This is a genomic window from Novosphingobium cyanobacteriorum (genome assembly GCF_029436685.1).
Lineage (GTDB): Bacteria > Pseudomonadota > Alphaproteobacteria > Sphingomonadales > Sphingomonadaceae > Novosphingobium > Novosphingobium cyanobacteriorum.
Genome location: NZ_JAROCY010000014.1, coordinates 1 through 17,734, shown reverse-complemented (window position 1 = coordinate 17,734; position 17,734 = coordinate 1). Strand labels below are relative to the sequence as shown.

Below are 17,734 nucleotides of genomic sequence, written 5' to 3'. Positions count from 1 at the left end.
CATGCAGCTTGCCGTCTGGACATACGAAGGCCCGCCCCACGTGGGGGCCATGCGGGTGGCGACGGCGATGAAGGGCGTGCACTATGTGCTGCACGCGCCGCAGGGTGACACCTATGCCGACCTGCTGTTCACGATGATCGAGCGGCGCGACCGCCGCCCGCCCGTGACATACACCACGTTCCAGGCGCGCGATCTGGGCAAGGACACTGCTGAGCTGCTGCAGGACGCGATCCGCGAGGCGGCAGTGCGGTTCGAGCCGCAGGCGCTGCTGGTGGGCGCATCGTGCACCGCCGAGCTGATCCAGGACGATCCGGCGGGCCTGGCCGAGGCGCTGGACCTGCCCTGCCCCGTCATCGCGCTGGAGCTGCCGAGCTATCAGCGCAAGGAGAACTGGGGCGCGGCGGAGACGTTCTATCGCATGGTGCGCCAGCTGGCGGACAAGAGCCTGAAGCCCGCCCCGCGCGAGGGGCGGCGGCCGCTGGTGAACCTGCTGGGACCCTGCGCGCTGGGCTTCCGCCACCGCGACGACGTGGTGGAAGTGACCAGATTGCTGGCGACCATGGGCATCGACGTGAACTGCGTGGCCCCGCTGCAGGCGAGCCCTGCGGACCTGCGCACGCTGGGCCGGGCGGACATCAACGTGGTGCTCTATCCCGAGATCGGCGGCGAGGCGGCGCGCTGGCTTGAGCAAGCGCTGGGCCAGCCGGCAATTCGCACCGTGCCGATCGGTGTAGGCGCCACACGCGCGTTCATCGAGGAAGTTGCGGGACTGGCCGCGGTGGACCCATGGAGCGCTCTGGATGCGCTGGAATCGCGCATGCCTTGGTGGAGCCGGTCGGTCGATTCGACATATCTGACGGGCAAGCGCGTGTTCATCTTCGGCGATGCCACGCATGCGATCGCCGCAGCCCGGATCGCGGCCGAAGAGCTCGGCTTCGCGATCTGCGGCCTGGGTTGCTACAATCGTGAGTTCGCGCGCGAGATGCGCGCCGCGGCGGCGCAGTATGGCGTGGAGCCGCTAATCACCGACGATCACCTTGCGGTCGAGGATGCGATCCGTGCGGCATCACCCGAGCTGGTGCTGGGCACGCAGATGGAGCGCCACATCGCCAAGCGGTTTGGCATTCCCTGCGCTGTGATCTCCTCGCCGGTGCATGTGCAGGACTTCCCCGCCCGACACAGCCCGCAGATGGGCTTCGAAGGTGCCAACGTGATCTTCGACACCTGGGTCCATCCGCTGGTGATGGGTCTGGAAGAACACCTGTTGACGATGTTCCGCGACGACTTCGAGTTTTCCGATTCAGCGGGCGCATCGCACCTTCATGCCCAAGCGGTGGCCGAACCCGTGGCCGAGGCGTCGACGCCCGAAGGCGCCGTGCCGTGGACCGAGGAAGCCGAGCGCGAGCTGCGCAAGGTGCCGTTCTTCGTGCGCGGCAAGGCCCGGCGCAACACCGAGGGCTTTGCTGCGATGCAGGGTCGCACGCAGATCGACATCACGACGCTTTATGACGCGAAGGCTCACTATGCCCGGTAGTGCCACCCCTCCCGTGCGCGTCGCCATCGTGACGCTGGACAACCACCTGAAGGCAGGGGTGGAACGCGCCGACGCACGGCTGCGCGAAACCAACATCACGGTGAGCCTGCATGCCGCGACCGACTGGGACCGGCCTGGCAACGCACTGGACGAAACCCGCGCGGCCATTGCCGGGGCTGACATCGTGATCGTGACGATGCTGTTCCTGGACGACCACATCCGCACGATCATGCCCGCGCTTGAAGCCAGGCGCGAGGCGTGCGACGCGATGGTCTGCCTGATGTCCGCCGGCGAGGTCATGCGGCTGACGCGAATGGGCGCATATCGCATGGATGCACCCGCGAAGGGGCCGCTGGCGCTGCTGAAGAAACTGCGCGGATCGGGCAAGCCTGGCGCAAGTTCGGGCGCGGGGCAGATGCGCATGCTACGCCGCCTGCCCAAGATTCTGCGCTTCATCCCAGGTGCGGCGCAGGATGTGCGCGCCTATTTCCTGACGCTGCAATACTGGCTCGCGGGTTCGGACGAGAACGTGGTGGCGATGGTCCGCGCGCTTATCGACCGCTATGCCGCTGGCGAACGGCTGACCCGGCGGGGCATGACCGGGGCGGCGATGCCGCGCGAATATCCCGAAGTGGGCGTCTACCACCCCCGCACCGACCAGAAGATGTCGGAAAGCCTGCGCCTGCTGCCAGCCGGTGGCGGTGCCAATGGGACGGTGGGCATCCTGATGCTGCGATCGTACCTGCTGGGCAACGATGCCGCGCATTACGACGGGCTGATCGCCGCAATGGAGGCGGACGGACTGCGGGTGATCCCCGCCTTTGCAAGCGGGCTCGACGCGCGACCCGCGATGGAGAAGTTCTTTATCAAGGACGGCGCGCCGGTGGTGGATGCGGTGGTCAACTGCACTGGCTTTTCGCTGGTGGGCGGACCGGCCTACAACGATTCGGAAGCAGCGGTGGAAATCCTGGCGCGGCTGGACGTGCCATACATAGCGGCGCATGCGGTGGAGTTCCAGACGCTGGACGAATGGCGCGAGCGCCGCACCGGACTGCTGCCGCTGGAATCGACGATGATGGTCTCGCTGCCCGAACTGGACGGCGCGATCCTGCCGAGCGTGTTCGGCGGGCGGCGCGAAAGCGCCACCGGGCCAGTGCGGGCGATGTGCAGCGATCCGGAACGCGCGGCGGCGCTGTCAGCGAAAGTAAAGCGGCTAGTGGCGCTGCGCCGTGAGCGGCGAGCGGAGCGCAGGCTGGCTATCACCATCTTCAACTTCCCGCCCAATTCAGGCGCGACCGGATCGGCAGCATTCCTGGCGGTGTTTGAATCGCTGCACGCCACGTTGCAGCGGCTGGCAGGCGAGGGATACGCGGTGGACGTGCCAGAAAGCGTGGAAGCGCTGCGCGACGCAATTCTCGAAGGCAATGCCAAGCGCTATGGCGCCGACGCCAACGTGGCCGCGCGGATCAGCGCGGACGATCATGTCCGGCGCGAACCGCATCTGGCGCAGATCGAGGCACAGTGGGGCCCCGCGCCGGGCAAGGTACAGTCCGACGGGTCGCACATCCAGGTGCTGGGCGCGCATTTCGGCAACGTGTTCGTGGGCGTGCAGCCGGGCTTCGGATACGAGGGCGATCCGATGCGGCTGCTGTTCGATGGTGACTTTGCCCCGACGCATGCCTTTGCCGCGTTCTACAGCTATATCCGCAAGGATTTCGGCGCAGACGCGGTGCTGCATTTCGGCACGCACGGGGCGCTGGAATTCATGCCGGGCAAGCAGGTGGGCCCCACCGGCGATTGCTGGCCGGAGCGGCTGATCGGCGACCTGCCGAACTTCTATCTCTATGCCTCCAACAACCCGTCCGAAGGCATTCTCGCCAAGCGGCGTTCGGGCGCGACGCTGGTGAGCTACCTGACACCGCCGCTGGCGCAGGCGGGGCTTTATCGCGGGCTGGCCGACCTGAAAGCGAGCGTGGATCGCTGGCGCACCGGCGGCGACGAGGCCGAGCGGGAGGGGCTGGAGGCGCTGATCCGCGAACAGTGCGAGGCGCTGGACATTGCGGTAGACGACATCGCCGCGCTGGCGCCCAAGCTGTACGAGATGGAGCAGGCGCTGATCCCGCACGGCCTGCACGTGCTGGGGCAGCCGCTGGTGGGCGAGGAGCGCGCGGACATGGTCGGCGCGCTGGCCAAGGCGGACCCGACACGGTCGCGCCGCGAGATCGAGGCTACGCTGGATGCCTGCGACGAACTGGGCGCGCTGGTCCATGCGCTGGACGGCGGATATGTGAAACCAGCTCCGGGCGGCGACGTGCTGGCGAACCCGGCGGTGCTGCCGACCGGGCGCAACATCCATGGGTTCGACCCGTTCCGCCTGCCCAGCCGCTTTGCCTGCGAACTGGGCCGGCAACAGGCCGAGCAACTGCTGGCCCGGCACGTGGCGACAGGCAACACCTTTCCCGAGAGCCTCGCCATGGTGCTGTGGGGCACCGACAACATGAAGAGCGAGGGCGCACAGATCGCCCAAGTGATGACACTGATCGGCGCGCGCCCGCGCATCGACGGCTATGGCCGGTTGGCCGGGGCCGAACTGGTTCCCCTCGCCGAGCTTGGCCGGCCGCGTGTGGACGTGGTGGTGACGCTTTCGGGCATTTTCCGCGACCTGCTGCCACTGCAGACCCGCATGCTGGCCGAAGCGGCGTACCTTGCCGCTACCGCGGACGAGCCGCTGGAGATGAACTTCGTGCGCAAGCACGCGCTGGAGCACCGCCAGACGCACGAATGCGACATGGAAACCGCCGCGCTGCGCGTGTTCTCCAATGCCGAGGGCGCATACGGCGCGAACGTGAACCAGCTGATCGAAGGCGGCGTGTGGGCCGATCCCGACGAGCTGGCCAACGCCTTCGAGACGCGCAAGGGCTATGCCTATGGCGTGAAGGGCGCGCCGGTGGCGCAGCGCGAACTGCTGCGCAGCGCGCTGAAAGGTGTCGATTTCGTCTACCAGAACCTGGAGAGCGTGGAAGTCGGCATCACCGACCTTGACCAGTATGTCGATGGGTTGGGCGGGGTGAGCCGTTCGATCGCGCGGGCCAAGGGGTCCGAGGCGCCGGTCTACATCGTCGACGCGACGCAGGGCGCATCAAAGGTGCGCACGCTGGCCGAGCAGATCGACCTGGAAACGCGCACCCGCACCCTGAACCCCAAGTGGTTCGAAGGCATGCTGAAGCACGGCTTCGAAGGTGTGCGCAACATCGAGCAGCACGTGACCAACACCGTCGGCTGGTCAGCCACGACCGGGCAGGTGGCGCCTTGGGTGTACCAGCGGATCAGCGAGACCTTCGTGCTCGATCCGCAGATGCGCGAGCGGCTTTCGAAGCTGAATCCCAACAGCTCTGCACGGGTGGTCAATCGCCTGCTGGAAGCCTGCGAACGGCGGCTATGGGAACCGGACGAGCAAACGCTGGAGGCGCTGCGCGTGGCCAGTGACGAGCTGGAGGACCGCCTGGAAGGCGTGTTCGCGGCGGAATGAGGATAATCGCATGAACCTGATCGACCCCCGCGCGCGTTTCAGCCAGCCCGATGGCGAAGGTTCGGTGCAAGTGAGCCTGGACCCGCGCGACCGGATCGGCACGGCCAAGGTCTTTGCCGTCTACGGCAAGGGCGGGATCGGCAAATCGACCACGTCGTCAAACCTTTCCGCCGCGTTTTCGAAACTTGGGCACCGGGTGCTGCAGATCGGGTGCGATCCCAAGCACGATTCCACCTTCACGCTGACCAAGAAGCTGATGCCCACGGTGATCGACGTGCTGGAAAGCGTTGAGTTCCATTCGGAGGAACTGCGGCCCGAGGACTATATGTTCGAAGGCTACAACGGAGTTATGTGCGTTGAAGCAGGCGGCCCGCCCGCGGGAACCGGCTGTGGCGGATACGTGGTGGGGCAGACGGTGAAGCTGTTGAAGCAACACCACCTGCTGGACGACACCGACGTGGTGATCTTCGACGTGCTGGGCGATGTCGTGTGCGGGGGCTTTGCCGCACCGCTGCAGCACGCCGAGCGCGCGCTGGTGGTGGCAGCCAACGATTTCGATTCGATTTTTGCAATGAATCGCATCGTGGCGGCGATCGGCGCCAAGGCGAAGAACTACAACGTGCGGCTGGCCGGCGTGATCGCCAACCGATCAGCCGCGACGGACGAGATCGACCGGTTCAGCGCGGCGATCGGCATGAAGCGACTAGCCCATTTCCGCGACCTTGATGCGATCCGCCGCAGCCGTCTGAAGAAGTGCACGCTTTTCGAGATGGACCCGACACCCGAGGTGATCACGGCACAGCAGGAGTACCTGCGACTGGCACAGATGCTGTGGGATGGGGTGGACCCGATCGAGGCATCGCCGATGAAGGATCGCGATATCTTCGATTTTCTGGGGTACGAATGATGGCGACACAGGCACCCTCCCCCTATGATCTGCAGCGCGAGCGGCTGGCCCAGTATTTCGACGGCACTGCGCGCAAGGCGTGGATCGATCTGACGTCAAACGCCAAGGTCAGCGGCATCCGTGCAACGGTGCGCGCCGGACGCGACGCGATGCGCGCGCAACTGCTGGGCTGGCTACCCGAGGACCTGCGCCGGTGCGACGTGCTCGACGCCGGGTGCGGCACCGGCAGCCTCAGCGTTGAGGCGGCCTGCCGCGGCGCAATGGTGACCGCCATCGATGTTGCAGGCGGGCTGGTGGATATTGCGCAGCAACGCGCGCCATCGTTCTTGGGTCACGGGCGGATCGACTGGCACGTGGGCGACATGCTGGCCCCTCCGGGTGGAACGTTCGACCATGTCGTGGCAATGGATTCGCTGATCCACTACGATCTGGACCACATGGTCTGGGCGCTGGAAACGCTGACCCAGCGCTGCACCGGATCACTGGTGTTCACCTTTGCCCCGCATACCCGTCTGCTTGGCGCAATGCACGCAGTGGGCAAGGCATTTCCGCGTTCAAACCGTTCGCCTGCGATCGTGCCAATTGCCGAGAATGCGCTGCGCGAGCGGCTGGCGCGGCTAAGCGGGTGGCGCGTAAGCCGCAGCGGGCGGATCTCCAGCGGGTTCTACATTTCGCACGGCATGGAACTGGTGCGCCGGTGAAGGCCGCGCGCGCGCCTTTGTCCAGCAAATGGAGCCGGGTCGCCATGACCTGGCTGCCCTTTGCCGATGCCGCGAGCGCCGAGATTCCGCTGTCGCGTCTGCTACGCCTGTCGCTGTTCCAGGTGAGCGTGGGCATGGTGACGGTGCTGCTGAACGGCACGTTGAACCGCGTGATGATCGTGGAACTGGCTATTCCAGCATGGCTGGTGTCGCTGATGATTGCGATCCCGCTGCTGGTAGCGCCGTTCCGGGCGGTGATCGGCCACCGGTCCGACGTGCACCGTTCGGTGCTGGGCTGGCGGCGGGTGCCGTTCATCTGGTTCGGTACACTGATGCAGTTCGGCGGGCTGGCGATCATGCCATTCGCGCTGCTACTAATGCGCGATCCGCACCTGTTCGCGGTGGGCATGGGCGCGAGCGCGCTGGCTTTTCTGCTGGCCGGCACGGGCATGCACACGACGCAGACGGCGGGGCTGGCGCTGGCCGGAGACCTGGTGCCTGAAGATCGCCGCCCGCGCGCAGTGGCGCTGCTCTATCTGTCGCTACTGGCCGGAATGATGGCCTGCTCCACGATCATCGGCGGGCTGCTGGCCAACTTTACCCCGACACGGCTGGTGCAGGTGGTCCAGGCCTGTGCGGTGCTGACTTTCTTGCTTAACATCGTGGCGCTGTGGAAGCAGGAAGCGCGCAGCGCGGCCATTGCCTCCGCCGAGACGCCGCGCCCGGCGTTTGCGGTGGTATGGCGACAGTTTGCGGACCAGCCGCTGACGATGCGGCTGCTGGCGACGGTAGGCCTGGGCGCTGCGGCCTTTGCCATGCAGGATGCATTGCTGGAACCCTATGGCGGGGAGATTCTGCGCCTGTCCGTGGGGGCGACGACCGGCCTTTCCGGTGCATGGGCGCTGGGCGCGCTGGGCGGCTTTGCGCTTTCAGGCCGGTGGCTGGGCCGCGGCACGGACAGCCTGCGCATTGCCGGATATGGCGTGGTGGTGGGGATCGCGGCATTCCTGCTGGTGATCTTTGCCGCGCCACTGCAGAGCCCGGTAGCGTTGGCGCTGGGCGCCTTGGCCATCGGCGCCGGCGCTGGGCTGTTTTCCGTGGGCACGCTGACCGCATCGATGAACTTGGCTGACAGCGACACCGCCGGGCTGGCGCTGGGCGCATGGGGCGCGATCCAGACCACCGCGGCAGGCCTGGCAATCGGTTTCGGCGGCGTACTGCGCGATGTGGTTTCGGGCTTTGCCGTTTCCGACGGGCTGGGCCTGACGCTGGCGCACCGGTCGACCGGGTATGGCGCAATCTACACCATCGAGATCTGCCTGCTTCTGGCCACGCTGGTGCTGATCGGCCCGCTGGTGGGCCGCCTTTCGGGATCGACACCCACGCTTGCTGCTGCCGGGGCGCATCGCTTCGGCCTGACCGAGTTTCCGACATGAACAGACGGGAAGGAAAACTGCCATGAACCACGGCAATATCGTCGGCACCGTGGATGCCGCGCAACTGGCGATGATATCGTTCATCCTGTTCTTCGTCTGCCTGGTCTTCTGGTTGCGACGCGAGGACCGGCGCGAGGGCTATCCGCTGGAAGACGCGCTGACCGGCCGCCTGCTGAGCGAAGGTGGGCCGCTGTCCGCCGCCAGCCCCAAGACCTTCATCCTGCCGTTCGGCAAGGGCACGGTCAGCGTTCCGATGGCAGGCACCGACAACCGCGAGGCGGTGGACATCATGGCAGAACGCCGCGAGAACTTTGGCGGGGCCCCCTATTCCCCGGTCGGCGATGTCTTTGCCGCAGGCGTCGGGCCGGGCTCCTATGCCAACCGCGCCAAGTTTGCCGACCTTGATGCCCACGGAAACCCGCGCATCGTGCCGATGGGACTGGTGCCCGAGATCAGCGTTGCGGGCGGCAGCACCGATCCGCGCGGCCTGCCTGTCTATGGTGCGGACGGCGCGCGCGCGGGCAAGGTGGTGGACCTGTGGGTCGACCGCGCCGAGCACATGGTGCGTTACCTGGCCGTGGACACTGGCGAGCGCACCGTGCTCGCCCCCATGCCGATGGCGGTGGTGCGGCGCGACGGCGTGATCATCAGCGCGATCAACGCCGCCGACTTCCTCAACGCGCCTTTCCCCGCCAACCCGGGCGAGATCACCCGGTACGAGGAAGAGCGCATCGTCGCCTATTTCGGCACCGGCTATCTCTATGCCAACGCCGACCGGTTGGAGCCGCTGGTATGACCGAATACGACCACGAGCCGGTGCGCGGCCTGCCGGGCGACCTTCCCGCCGGCGAGCGCATCATCTGGCAGGCATCGCCCGACTGGCGCGCCTTTCGCCGGGATGCGCTGTTCACGCGCTGGCTCGCGGTCTATTTCGGCGGGCTGGCGCTGCTATCGCTCGCCGGCGGCAACCTGTTCGGCGCAGCGGCGATCGTGGTTGCAGGCATGATCCTGCAGGGGCTGCTGACGCTGTTCGCGGTGCTGGTGGCGCGGACCACGGTCTATACCCTGACCAACCGCCGAGTGGTTCTGCGCGTCGGCGTGGCGCTGAACAAGTGCATCAACCTGCCGCTGGGGCTGATCGGATCGGCCGACCTGCGCAAGGGCGCGAACGGACATGGAGACATCGCGCTGAGCCTGATCGGTCGGCACCGGCTGGGCTATGCCATGCTGTGGCCGCACGCGCGCCCGTTCCGTGTGTCCCGTCCGCAGCCGATGCTGCGCGCTCTGACCGATGCGCCGAAGCTGGCCGAGGCGCTGGCGAGGGCCTGCGCTGCGGTGGTGCCTAATGAAGCGCCCGTTGCCGCCACCACGAGCGGACCGGCGATCGAAGGCGCGCTGCAGGGAGTGGCGGCATGAGCCACGCGCATTCGCACGAGAACACCGTTCCCCGCCCGGCGCTGATCCTGGCAGGCGCGCTGGTGGCGACGACGCTGGCGCTGACCGGGCTGGTGCGCGCAGGCGTGCTGAGCCGCGAGGCGGTGCCGGCGGTGGAGCGGGCGAAGACCGGCGTGGTGGCCGCCGAAGTGCGCAACTTGGTGTTCATCGACCGTGCCGATGGCGCGGTGGTGGTGCGCGATGCCGACGACGACGCGACGCTGGCCGTGCTGATCGGCGAGAACGACGGCGGCGGCTTCGTGCGCGGAGTGATGCGCGGGATGGCCCGCGAAAGACGAATGAACGGCATCGGCCCAGCGGCGCCGTTCGAACTGACGCAGTGGGAGAATGGATCGCTCACGCTGCGCGACCCGGCGACCGGCCGGTCGATCGAGCTCGGCTCCTTCGGCGCAACCAACCGGGCCGCCTTTGCCCGCTTCCTTGATGGAACCGCGGCCAAGGAAAATCAGGCATGATCCGCCCGCGCGCCTTCGAGGTGCCCTGCCGCTTGGCAGTGGAGCAGAGCGAGGCGCATTTCCACGCGCATGTCGAGCTGGAGGGCAACCTGGCCGTCCGGCCCGGCGACCGGGTCCGCGTGCATGGCGACCCGATCCGCGTGGCCTTTGGCGAAAACGCCGTGTTCGAACGGACGGCCACGGTCGTCCGCGCGGGGCTTCTGCTGCGCGTTTGGACACGGGCGATCGCCTACCTTGGCCTGACCGAACTCTATGAGGTCAGCTTCAATCCTGGGAGCCTGAGATGAACGCCCATACCGTGATCGAGCGGTCCGACGCCGCGCCGGCCACTACTGAAAAGCCCGACGTGCACGCCATGGTGCAACACGAAACCGTGCTGAGCCCGCGCTTCTACACCACCGATTTCAAGGCGCTTGATTCGATCGACGTCTCACTGGTCCGCAAGGAGTGGGACGAGCTGATGGCCGAGATGGTCAGCGACCCGAACAAGAAGCACTTCAAGCGCGAGGGCAGCTTTGCCGGGATCATCGCTGGGCTGGAGCCGGAACTGCGCGCCGAGTTCATCGACTTCCTGGTCAGTTCGCTGACCTCGGAGTTTTCAGGCTGCATCCTCTATGCCGAGATGGCGCGGCGGACGACGAACCCGGACATGAAGCTGCTGTTCAAGCTGTTGGCCCGCGACGAGAGTCGCCACGCCGGATTCATCAACGAGGCGCTGAAGGACGAAGGCATTGGCATCGATCTGGGTTTCCTGACCAAGGCCAAGAAATACCATTACTTCAAGCCGAAATTCATCTTCTACTCGGTCTACCTGTCGGAGAAAATCGGCTATGCCCGCTATATCGCGATCTACCGCCAGCTGGCGGCGCACCCGGAGCTGCGCTTCCACCCGATCTTCCAGTGGTTCGAATCCTGGTGCAACGACGAGTTCCGCCATGGCGAGGCCTTTGCCCTGCTGCTGCGCGCGGACCCCAAGTTGCTGACCGGCCTGAACAAGCTGTGGGTGCGGTTCTTCCTGCTGGCGGTGTACTCCACCATGTATGTGCGTGACCACGCGCGACCGGTGTTCCATAAGGCGCTGGGGCTGAACCCCACCGAGTACGATTTTCGCGTGTTCACGATCTGCACCCAGATCAGCCGGCAGGTGTTTCCGGTGGAACTGGATACCGACGATCCACGCTTTCGCCGGGCAATGGACCGCCTGCTAGCCGCCAGCCGCCGGATCGACGAAGGCAAGCGCCGGGGCGGCATCGGCGGCGCATTCTTGCGCATGAGCGGCATGGCGGGCGCGGGTGCGAACTTTGCACGCATGTATTTGATGCGGCCGCGCCGCAACGAGCTACCCGCCACGGTCCGGATGCAGCCTGCGTGGTGAGCTGGACCGGCCACGTCCTGCCCGTAGTGGCGACGATCCTGATCTGGTTCTTCGCGACCGGGTTGGTGGCGTGGCTGGACAACCGCGAGCGCCGCACCTTCCCGCGCAGCCTGCTGCTGGCAGCGGTGGCGGCGATCTGCGGCATCGGCATGGTGGCAGTATCGATGCACTCGGCCACGCTGGTGGGGGTCTATGCCTCGCTGGCGGGGGCGATCCTGGTGTGGGCGTGGCACGAGATCAGCTTCCTGACCGGCGTTGTGACGGGCCCGCGGCGCGAACCCTGTCCGCCGCTCGCCAGCGGATGGCAGCGGTTCTGCCACGCGGTGGCGGCGGTGGCCTGGCACGAAGTGGCGCTGGCGCTGAGTGCGCTGGGGCTGATCTGGATGAGCCATGATGCACCCAACCAAGTGGGTGCGATGGCGTTCGCGCTGCTCTTTGCAATGCGGCTGAGCACCAAGATCGCGATCTTCCTGGGCGTACCCAACATGAGCACCGACATACTGCCACCGCACCTTGGCTACCTTAAGAGCTATTTCGGCAAGCCCCGGCTGGGCGTTGAGCTGTTTGCGGCGATTGCGGGCTGTCTGGCGCTAGCCGGGTGGCTGGGGTCTGCCGCACTCTCCGCCCCGGCGAGCAGTGCCGAGGCCGCAGGCGCAAGCCTGCTCTTCGCGCTCGCCGCGCTGGGTGCGCTCGAACACATTTTCCTGGCCCTACCTTTTCGGGACGGGGCCCTGTGGGGCTGGGCGCTGCCCGTGCGCCATCCTGCGAACTAAACAAACGAACACGGACGAGAGGACCGACGACGATGGATTTCGAAACCTACTTCAAGGGGGAACTGGACTCGGTCCGCGAGGAAGGCCGCTATCGCATCTTCACCGAGATCGAGCGCCGCTGTGGCAACTTCCCCCACGCCACGCGCTATATCGAGGATCGCACGCACCCGATCACAGTGTGGTGCTCCAACGACTACCTCGGCATGGGCCAGCACCCTGAAGTGCTGGAGGCGATGCACGAGGTGCTGGACGAATGCGGCGCGGGAGCCGGCGGCACCCGCAACATTTCTGGCACCAACCACCACCACGTGCTGCTGGAACAGGAACTGGCCGATCTGCATGGCAAGGAAAGCGCCCTGCTGTTCACCAGCGGCTATGTGTCCAACTGGGCAGGCCTTGGTACGCTGGCCGCGAAGATTCCCGGATGCGTGGTGTTTTCCGACGCGCTGAACCACGCATCGATGATCGAGGGCATCCGCCATTCGCGCGCCACATGCCGCGTATGGCGCCACAACGATCCCGCGCATCTGAACGAGTTGCTTGCGGAATACGGTCCCGATGTGCCCAAGCTGGTCGCGTTTGAGAGCGTCTATTCGATGGATGGCGACATCGCACCGATCGCCGAGATCCTTGATGTTTGCGAAGCGCATGGCGCGATGAGCTACATCGACGAGGTCCACGCGGTCGGCCTCTATGGCCCGCGCGGCGGCGGCGTGGCCGAACGTGAAGGCCTGATGGACCGGATCACGGTGATCGAGGGTACGCTGGGCAAGGCCTTTGGCGTGATGGGCGGCTATATCGCTGCGTCTGAAGCGCTGTGCGACTTCGTGCGCACTTTCGCCAGCGGCTTCATCTTCACCACCGCGCTGCCACCGGCGCTGGCGGCGGGCGCTGCGGCGAGCATCCGCCACCTGAAGGCCAGCGAGATCGAGCGGGCGCGGCACAAGGAACGCGTGGCCACGGTGCGCCGCCGGCTGGACGCAATGGGCATCCCCCACCTGCACAACCCCAGCCACATCATCCCGGTGATGGTGGGCGACCCCAAGAAGTGCAAGCGGATCAGCGACTGGCTGATGGACAACCACGGCATCTATGTGCAGCCGATCAACTATCCCACGGTCCCGAGGGGCACCGAGCGGCTGCGCATCACGCCGTCACCGGTCCACAGCGATGGCGATATCGACCGGCTGATCGAGGCGCTGAGCGACATCTGGTCGCAATGCGAACTGGCGCGGCGCTCGGCCGCCGCCTGATCCGGTAACCGGCAAAAGCAAAGGGCTGCGAGCCGATCGGTTCGCAGCCCTTTTGCATGCCCGGTCCGGTCCCGACCGGGCTGCAGGTGGATGGAATCAGGCTGGCGCCTTGAGATAGGCGATCACGTCCGCACGATCCTGCGCCTTGGGCAGGCCGGGGAAGGTCATCTTGGTGCCGGGGACCACGCGCATCGGCTTTTCCAGATACTGGAACAGCTTTTCCGCGGTCCAGGTGATGCCGCTGTTCTTGTTGGCGGCAGAGTAGCTGTAACCGGCTTCGCTGCCGGCCTTGCGCCCGACCACGCCGGCCAGCGACGGACCGATCATGTTCTTGCCGGCCTCGATCGAGTGACATGCCTGGCACTGCGTGAAGATCGTCTTGCCGTGCGCTGCATCGCCGGTGAGCGAGGCGAGCGTGGTGCCGTCGAGCGTGTCGGTGGCGTCGGCAGCGGGAGCAGCCGCGCTGGTGGCCGCAGCCGGGGTTGCCGCCGCAGCGGTGGTCGTTTCGGCAGCGGCGGGCGCCTGCTCCGAAGCGGTTTTCTCGGCACTGCCGCCACCGCCGCAGGACGCAAGCAGAAGAGTCGCGGCGCCAAGTGCAAGATATTGAATCTTATGCCTCATTTGCATCCACCTTTATCTCTGGAAGGTGCGCGTCACGGATGACGGCACGCGAGTAAAACACGGTCCCTGATGCTGCGCAACATGGCATTTGGGGCCATTTCTGCGGGCGTGCGGGGCCGCAGCATGCGGATCGGAGAACAGAACCCGGAGCCTCCTTTCTGGTTGCGTGGCGGACAAAAAAGGAAGGGTTCGCCGGCGGACCGTCGAACCCTCCAGATGCCCACACGTGTGCGGGGGATAGGAATTGTTCTGTGCCGTTTCAGCCAGCCTTCGCCGTCTTCGCCGGCGCGGCCACGGCGACCGGTTGCGTGGTTGCTGCAGGCATCGGGGCTGGCCCGGCTGTCGGCATTGCGGCGGGCACCGGCGCCATGCCGGGATCGCCCCACAGCGCGTGATAGTCCTTGGCCATCTTGTACCCGCCCATCGGCTTGTTCTTCCCCTGATGGCAGGTGGCGCAGCTGACCTTGAACGGATCGCCCAGCGGCCCCTTGCGGTTGGCTGGGAACACCCCGGCCAGAGAGCTGATGTACTGCCCGTTGGTATCGCGCACCATGCGGATGCCGTACCAGGCCTTGGCGCGCTGTGGCGTGCTGATGGACCAGCTCTGGAACGACTGGGTGTTGTGGCAGAAGGTGCAGTTCACTCCCAGCGCCTGCGAGGTGTGCGCCATGACCGCATAGGAGTTTTCGGTGCTCATGATGCTGGTCTTGTTCACCGACGAAGGATGCATGTCGGTGGACTGCACACGGATGTTCTGGTCCTTCTTGGGATCGCCGGTGAGATAGAGCGCGAGCGAGGCTTCGGGCAGGGAGGAATAGGCCGACGCCGCAACCGGGTTGTCCTGCCCGTGGCGGTTGCCGATGATGCCCTTGGGCGCGTCCGTTGGCATCGTCCAGTGGTTGGTCGGCACCGGCTGGCCACGATGGCAGGTCCAGCAGGTGACGCCGGTCTGCGCCACGTGGCTCTGCCAGTTGTGGTTGATGTTGCGCGTCATCTGCAACATCCGCCGCGCGACGACCTTTGTATAGAGCTCGTCGGATGCCATGTTGGCCGGGTTGTGGCAGTAGTTGCAGCCCTGTTCGGGCGAGACCCACTGCGTGATCGCGGCCATCGTATAGCTTAGCTGCTCGGCGGATTCGTCGCCCAGTACCTGCACGTTCTGATACGTTTCCTTGGCGCGCGGACCTTCGGTGGATGGCGCATCATAGGGAGGCGCGGGAACCTCGTCCTTGGCCATGGCCACCTTCTTCAGCTGTACGGTGTCTCCCCCCGTGCCGCGATAGCCGTTCTGGCTGGTGACCTTCGGAGCCAGTTCGCAGGCGCCCAGCGCCAGGGTGGCGATCGCCCCAAGGGCGATGGCGGTTATCCTGTTCATTTCCCTGCGCTCCCCAAGGTGGCGGGATCGACGACCCCGGTGGAGGGATAGGACGGGGCATAGCCATGCTGCTGTGCCCACAGGTACCAGTTGTCGACCACGGTACCGGTCAGAAGGATACCGATGCCGCCGGTCAGCGTGGTCAGCACGGCGAACCACCACGCCCAGCGGTGGATCGATTCCATCGTGGCGTTGAAACCCATGGTCCAGCGCCAGAAAAGAGCCGCACGTTCCGATGCGGTGCCACGGTCGGTGATCTGCTCGATCTCGCGCTCACCGCCATAGCGGCCGACCGCGAGGATGGTCGCCCCGTGCATCGCGAACAGGAGCGTCGATCCATAAAGGAAAGCGATCGAGAAGCAGTGGAACGGGTTGTAGAACAGGTTGCCATAGCGGATCGAGAAGGCTGCGGTCCAATCGAGGTGCGGGAATATGCCGAAGGGCACGCTTTCCGCCCAGCTGCCCATGAAGAACGGACGGATGAAGCCGAGCACCAGAAACAGCCAGATCGCACTGAGGAAGGCCCAGGCCACGTGCGTGCCCATGCCCAGCGCGCGGGCCCGGGTATAGGTACGCACCCACCACAGCAGGACCGAAGAGGTCAGGCTGAAGCCGGCAAGGATCCACCATCCACCTTTGGCGAGTGGCACGAAGGGGGTGAACCCGTATTCCGGCCCCGGCGGTTCGAGCGAGAGCCAGGGCAGCAGGCGGACGAACTGGATCGGGTTCCAGTTGACCGAGGCGAGCATGTTCAGCCCGATGATCTCGATCGCCACGAAGCCGAGGATCAGCGAGAGAACGCCGGTCCAGCCGAGATAGACGGGGCCGATCTGCGCGTGGCCGATCAGGCCGAGCCAGTGGTTGAAGGTGCCGGCGCCGATGCGCGGTTCGCTGCCTTCGGGCAGGTCGATCCCGGCCTCCGGCTCACCACGCAACTGCACCTGTGTGAAAATGTTCTGATAGGTCGCCATCGCTCAGTGCTCCTTCACGACCAGATCGGCAGGTTGAGCCACCAGGTCCACCATTCGGGCCAGCCCTTGGTCCACAGCGGCCCGCTGATCACGATGCACACCGCGCTCCAGAACCCGGCGTTCAGCGCCAGCAGCAGACCGACGCGGTGGATGCCGAGGGTGCCGACCGAGTATCCGATCAGGTCGCGGAAGAAAGTGTCCTCGTACTCGGGCGTCTTGACCTCGCCCCCTTCGGGCGGGTTGACCGCCGAAAGTACCAGCGCGCCGTGCAGCGCGAGCGCCAGGGTGGTGGTGAAGAAGAACGACACCGCCAGCATGTGCGCCGGGTTGTAGTGGAAATGCAGATACTGGTACCCGGTGTTCGACACCCAATCGAGATGGCTGAAGATCCCGTAGGGGAAGCCGAAATGCCACGCACCGAGCAGGACCGGCCGGATGACCACCAGCGTGAAATAGGCGAAGATCGCCATGCCGAAGGCGAAGGGCACGTGATAGCCCATGCCCAGCTTGCGGCAGATCTCCACTTCGCGCAGCGCCCAAGAAACGAAGGAGATCAGCGCGCAGATCGTGATGACCTGCCAGAATCCGCCTTCCTTCAGCGGCGCCAACGCCAGCCCGTATTTCAGGTCGGGCGGTGCGATCGATATCAGCCACGGGTTCCACGTCGGCCCCTGCGAGGCGGCGTAGAAGATGAGGGCGGTGCCGAGCGATGCGAAGATCGCCGTCACCACGCCGAAGAAGCCGACGTAGAACGGGCCCACCCAGAAATCGAACAGGTCGCCGCCGATCAAGGTGCCGCCGCGAACGCGATATTTTCGTTCGAAACTAAGGAGTGCCATGGCTCTGCCCCTCCCCGCCTCCAGACGGCGGGATCTGTGATCTGTTGCTCAAAAAACCCCGGAGGCGGCGGTTGTGAGGCCGCCGCCTCTCGCACAGGCTGCCGTCAGGTTGCCGGCTTTGCGGCAGCAGCGGCATGCGCCATGCCTTGCGCCGAGTTCGGACCATCGAGCCAGTTGTAGGTGTCAGTGCTGAGCAGGATGAAGTGAATCACCAGTGCGAGCACGAACAGGAAAGCGAACAGGGCAACGAGTGTCCTGCGCGGATCGAAAATAAGCCAAAGCCTCCACATGGGCATTATCCTTGTGCAAGATTGATGGCCCCCGCCCCGTCAGACCTTCACGGCCTGGCGCCACGAGGGTTGCGGTGGTTCAGAGCCAGGGCTTCCACGTCGGATTTCATCGTCATCGATGTTTTTCTTCCGGCCTTTGTAGACGCCTTCGGCGCGCGCCGCCTCGATCCCGGCGCGCTGCCGGTCCTTGATGAACGTCAGTTCCATGTCCGCGACCATG

At 65.8% G+C, this 17,734-nt stretch carries 17 protein-coding genes and 1 pseudogene; 12 read left to right on the top strand and 6 right to left on the bottom strand.

Annotated elements, in window-relative coordinates:
* Position 1: 1 nt before the first annotated feature.
* From bchB to hemA, 12 genes are read left to right on the top strand one after another with little or no spacing between them, the layout of a single operon-like run.
* The gene (gene bchB / locus POM99_RS14640; protein WP_277279119.1) at positions 2 to 1,534 is read left to right on the top strand and encodes a ferredoxin:protochlorophyllide reductase (ATP-dependent) subunit B; all 1,533 of its coding nucleotides are present in this window, start codon (positions 2 to 4) and stop codon (positions 1,532 to 1,534) included.
* On the top strand, positions 1,524 to 5,063 hold the full coding sequence (gene bchH / locus POM99_RS14635) for a magnesium chelatase subunit H (protein WP_277279117.1): 3,540 nt from the start codon (positions 1,524 to 1,526) through the stop codon (positions 5,061 to 5,063). The genes bchB and bchH overlap by 11 nt, the downstream gene beginning before the upstream one ends.
* Positions 5,064 to 5,073: 10 nt before the next feature.
* The gene (gene bchL / locus POM99_RS14630) at positions 5,074 to 5,970 is read left to right on the top strand and encodes a ferredoxin:protochlorophyllide reductase (ATP-dependent) iron-sulfur ATP-binding protein (protein WP_277279115.1); all 897 of its coding nucleotides are present in this window, start codon (positions 5,074 to 5,076) and stop codon (positions 5,968 to 5,970) included.
* A complete protein-coding gene (bchM, locus tag POM99_RS14625; protein WP_277279114.1) occupies positions 5,970 to 6,671 on the top strand; it encodes a magnesium protoporphyrin IX methyltransferase in 702 nt (233 codons plus the stop codon). The genes bchL and bchM overlap by 1 nt, the downstream gene beginning before the upstream one ends.
* A 44-nt stretch (positions 6,672 to 6,715) precedes the next feature.
* Positions 6,716 to 8,107 carry a BCD family MFS transporter gene (locus POM99_RS14620; RefSeq protein WP_277279112.1) on the top strand — a complete coding sequence of 464 codons (1,392 nt, stop codon included), beginning with the start codon at positions 6,716 to 6,718 and terminating at the stop codon, positions 8,105 to 8,107.
* 22 nt (positions 8,108 to 8,129) lie between these two features.
* Complete coding sequence (puhA, locus tag POM99_RS14615) at positions 8,130 to 8,903, top strand: photosynthetic reaction center subunit H (protein ID WP_277279110.1); 774 nt, start codon at positions 8,130 to 8,132, stop codon at positions 8,901 to 8,903.
* Positions 8,900 to 9,523 carry a photosynthetic complex putative assembly protein PuhB gene (puhB, locus tag POM99_RS14610; RefSeq protein WP_277279108.1) on the top strand — a complete coding sequence of 208 codons (624 nt, stop codon included), beginning with the start codon at positions 8,900 to 8,902 and terminating at the stop codon, positions 9,521 to 9,523. The genes puhA and puhB overlap by 4 nt, the downstream gene beginning before the upstream one ends.
* Positions 9,520 to 10,017: a photosynthetic complex assembly protein PuhC gene (gene puhC / locus POM99_RS14605; protein WP_277279106.1), complete on the top strand. Its 498-nt coding sequence runs from the start codon at positions 9,520 to 9,522 to the stop codon at positions 10,015 to 10,017. Before puhB ends, puhC begins: the two co-directional genes overlap by 4 nt.
* Positions 10,014 to 10,304, top strand: a complete 291-nt coding sequence (locus POM99_RS14600) for an O2-dependent cyclase accessory protein (protein ID WP_277279104.1) — start codon at positions 10,014 to 10,016, stop codon at positions 10,302 to 10,304. The genes puhC and POM99_RS14600 overlap by 4 nt, the downstream gene beginning before the upstream one ends.
* A complete protein-coding gene (gene acsF, locus POM99_RS14595) occupies positions 10,301 to 11,392 on the top strand; it encodes a magnesium-protoporphyrin IX monomethyl ester (oxidative) cyclase (protein ID WP_277279102.1) in 1,092 nt (363 codons plus the stop codon). Before POM99_RS14600 ends, acsF begins: the two co-directional genes overlap by 4 nt.
* A complete protein-coding gene (puhE, locus tag POM99_RS14590) occupies positions 11,386 to 12,165 on the top strand; it encodes a putative photosynthetic complex assembly protein PuhE (RefSeq protein ID WP_277279100.1) in 780 nt (259 codons plus the stop codon). Before acsF ends, puhE begins: the two co-directional genes overlap by 7 nt.
* 32 nt (positions 12,166 to 12,197) lie before the next feature.
* Positions 12,198 to 13,418 carry a 5-aminolevulinate synthase gene (hemA, locus tag POM99_RS14585; protein WP_277279098.1) on the top strand — a complete coding sequence of 407 codons (1,221 nt, stop codon included), beginning with the start codon at positions 12,198 to 12,200 and terminating at the stop codon, positions 13,416 to 13,418.
* A 96-nt stretch (positions 13,419 to 13,514) separates the two neighbouring features.
* Here hemA and POM99_RS14580 read toward each other — a convergent pair whose 3' ends face one another.
* From POM99_RS14580 to POM99_RS14555, 6 genes and pseudogenes are all read right to left on the bottom strand, one after another.
* Positions 13,515 to 14,039, bottom strand: coding sequence for a c-type cytochrome (locus POM99_RS14580; RefSeq protein WP_277279096.1), 525 nt, complete (start codon positions 14,037 to 14,039; stop codon positions 13,515 to 13,517).
* 259 nt (positions 14,040 to 14,298) lie between these two features.
* Entirely contained in the window at positions 14,299 to 15,414 is a 1,116-nt protein-coding gene (gene pufC / locus POM99_RS14575; protein ID WP_277279094.1) for a photosynthetic reaction center cytochrome PufC, read from the bottom strand.
* Positions 15,411 to 16,385, bottom strand: coding sequence for a photosynthetic reaction center subunit M (gene pufM, locus POM99_RS14570; protein WP_277279092.1), 975 nt, complete (start codon positions 16,383 to 16,385; stop codon positions 15,411 to 15,413). The genes pufC and pufM overlap by 4 nt, the downstream gene beginning before the upstream one ends.
* 14 nt (positions 16,386 to 16,399) lie before the next feature.
* Entirely contained in the window at positions 16,400 to 17,224 is an 825-nt protein-coding gene (gene pufL, locus POM99_RS14565) for a photosynthetic reaction center subunit L (protein ID WP_277279090.1), read from the bottom strand.
* 104 nt (positions 17,225 to 17,328) lie between these two features.
* Positions 17,329 to 17,514: a light-harvesting antenna LH1, alpha subunit gene (pufA, locus tag POM99_RS14560; RefSeq protein ID WP_277279088.1), complete on the bottom strand. Its 186-nt coding sequence runs from the start codon at positions 17,512 to 17,514 to the stop codon at positions 17,329 to 17,331.
* A 39-nt stretch (positions 17,515 to 17,553) separates the two neighbouring features.
* Positions 17,554 to 17,734, bottom strand: a pseudogene (locus tag POM99_RS14555) (hypothetical protein); the annotation flags it as partial.

Bases quoted from the DNA above. Each gene is read 5' to 3' on its own strand.
- bchB (WP_277279119.1), top strand. From the start codon at position 2: ATGCAGCTTGCCGTCTGGACATACGAAGGCCCGCCCCACGTGGGGGCC.
- bchH (WP_277279117.1), top strand. From the start codon at position 1,524: ATGCCCGGTAGTGCCACCCCTCCCGTGCGCGTCGCCATCGTGACGCTG.
- bchL (WP_277279115.1), top strand. From the start codon at position 5,074: ATGAACCTGATCGACCCCCGCGCGCGTTTCAGCCAGCCCGATGGCGAA.
- bchM (WP_277279114.1), top strand. From the start codon at position 5,970: ATGGCGACACAGGCACCCTCCCCCTATGATCTGCAGCGCGAGCGGCTG.
- POM99_RS14620 (WP_277279112.1), top strand. From the start codon at position 6,716: ATGACCTGGCTGCCCTTTGCCGATGCCGCGAGCGCCGAGATTCCGCTG.
- puhA (WP_277279110.1), top strand. From the start codon at position 8,130: ATGAACCACGGCAATATCGTCGGCACCGTGGATGCCGCGCAACTGGCG.
- puhB (WP_277279108.1), top strand. From the start codon at position 8,900: ATGACCGAATACGACCACGAGCCGGTGCGCGGCCTGCCGGGCGACCTT.
- puhC (WP_277279106.1), top strand. From the start codon at position 9,520: ATGAGCCACGCGCATTCGCACGAGAACACCGTTCCCCGCCCGGCGCTG.
- POM99_RS14600 (WP_277279104.1), top strand. From the start codon at position 10,014: ATGATCCGCCCGCGCGCCTTCGAGGTGCCCTGCCGCTTGGCAGTGGAG.
- acsF (WP_277279102.1), top strand. From the start codon at position 10,301: ATGAACGCCCATACCGTGATCGAGCGGTCCGACGCCGCGCCGGCCACT.
- hemA (WP_277279098.1), top strand. From the start codon at position 12,198: ATGGATTTCGAAACCTACTTCAAGGGGGAACTGGACTCGGTCCGCGAG.
- POM99_RS14580 (WP_277279096.1), bottom strand. From the start codon at position 14,039: ATGAGGCATAAGATTCAATATCTTGCACTTGGCGCCGCGACTCTTCTG.
- pufC (WP_277279094.1), bottom strand. From the start codon at position 15,414: ATGAACAGGATAACCGCCATCGCCCTTGGGGCGATCGCCACCCTGGCG.
- pufM (WP_277279092.1), bottom strand. From the start codon at position 16,385: ATGGCGACCTATCAGAACATTTTCACACAGGTGCAGTTGCGTGGTGAG.
- pufL (WP_277279090.1), bottom strand. From the start codon at position 17,224: ATGGCACTCCTTAGTTTCGAACGAAAATATCGCGTTCGCGGCGGCACC.
- pufA (WP_277279088.1), bottom strand. From the start codon at position 17,514: ATGTGGAGGCTTTGGCTTATTTTCGATCCGCGCAGGACACTCGTTGCC.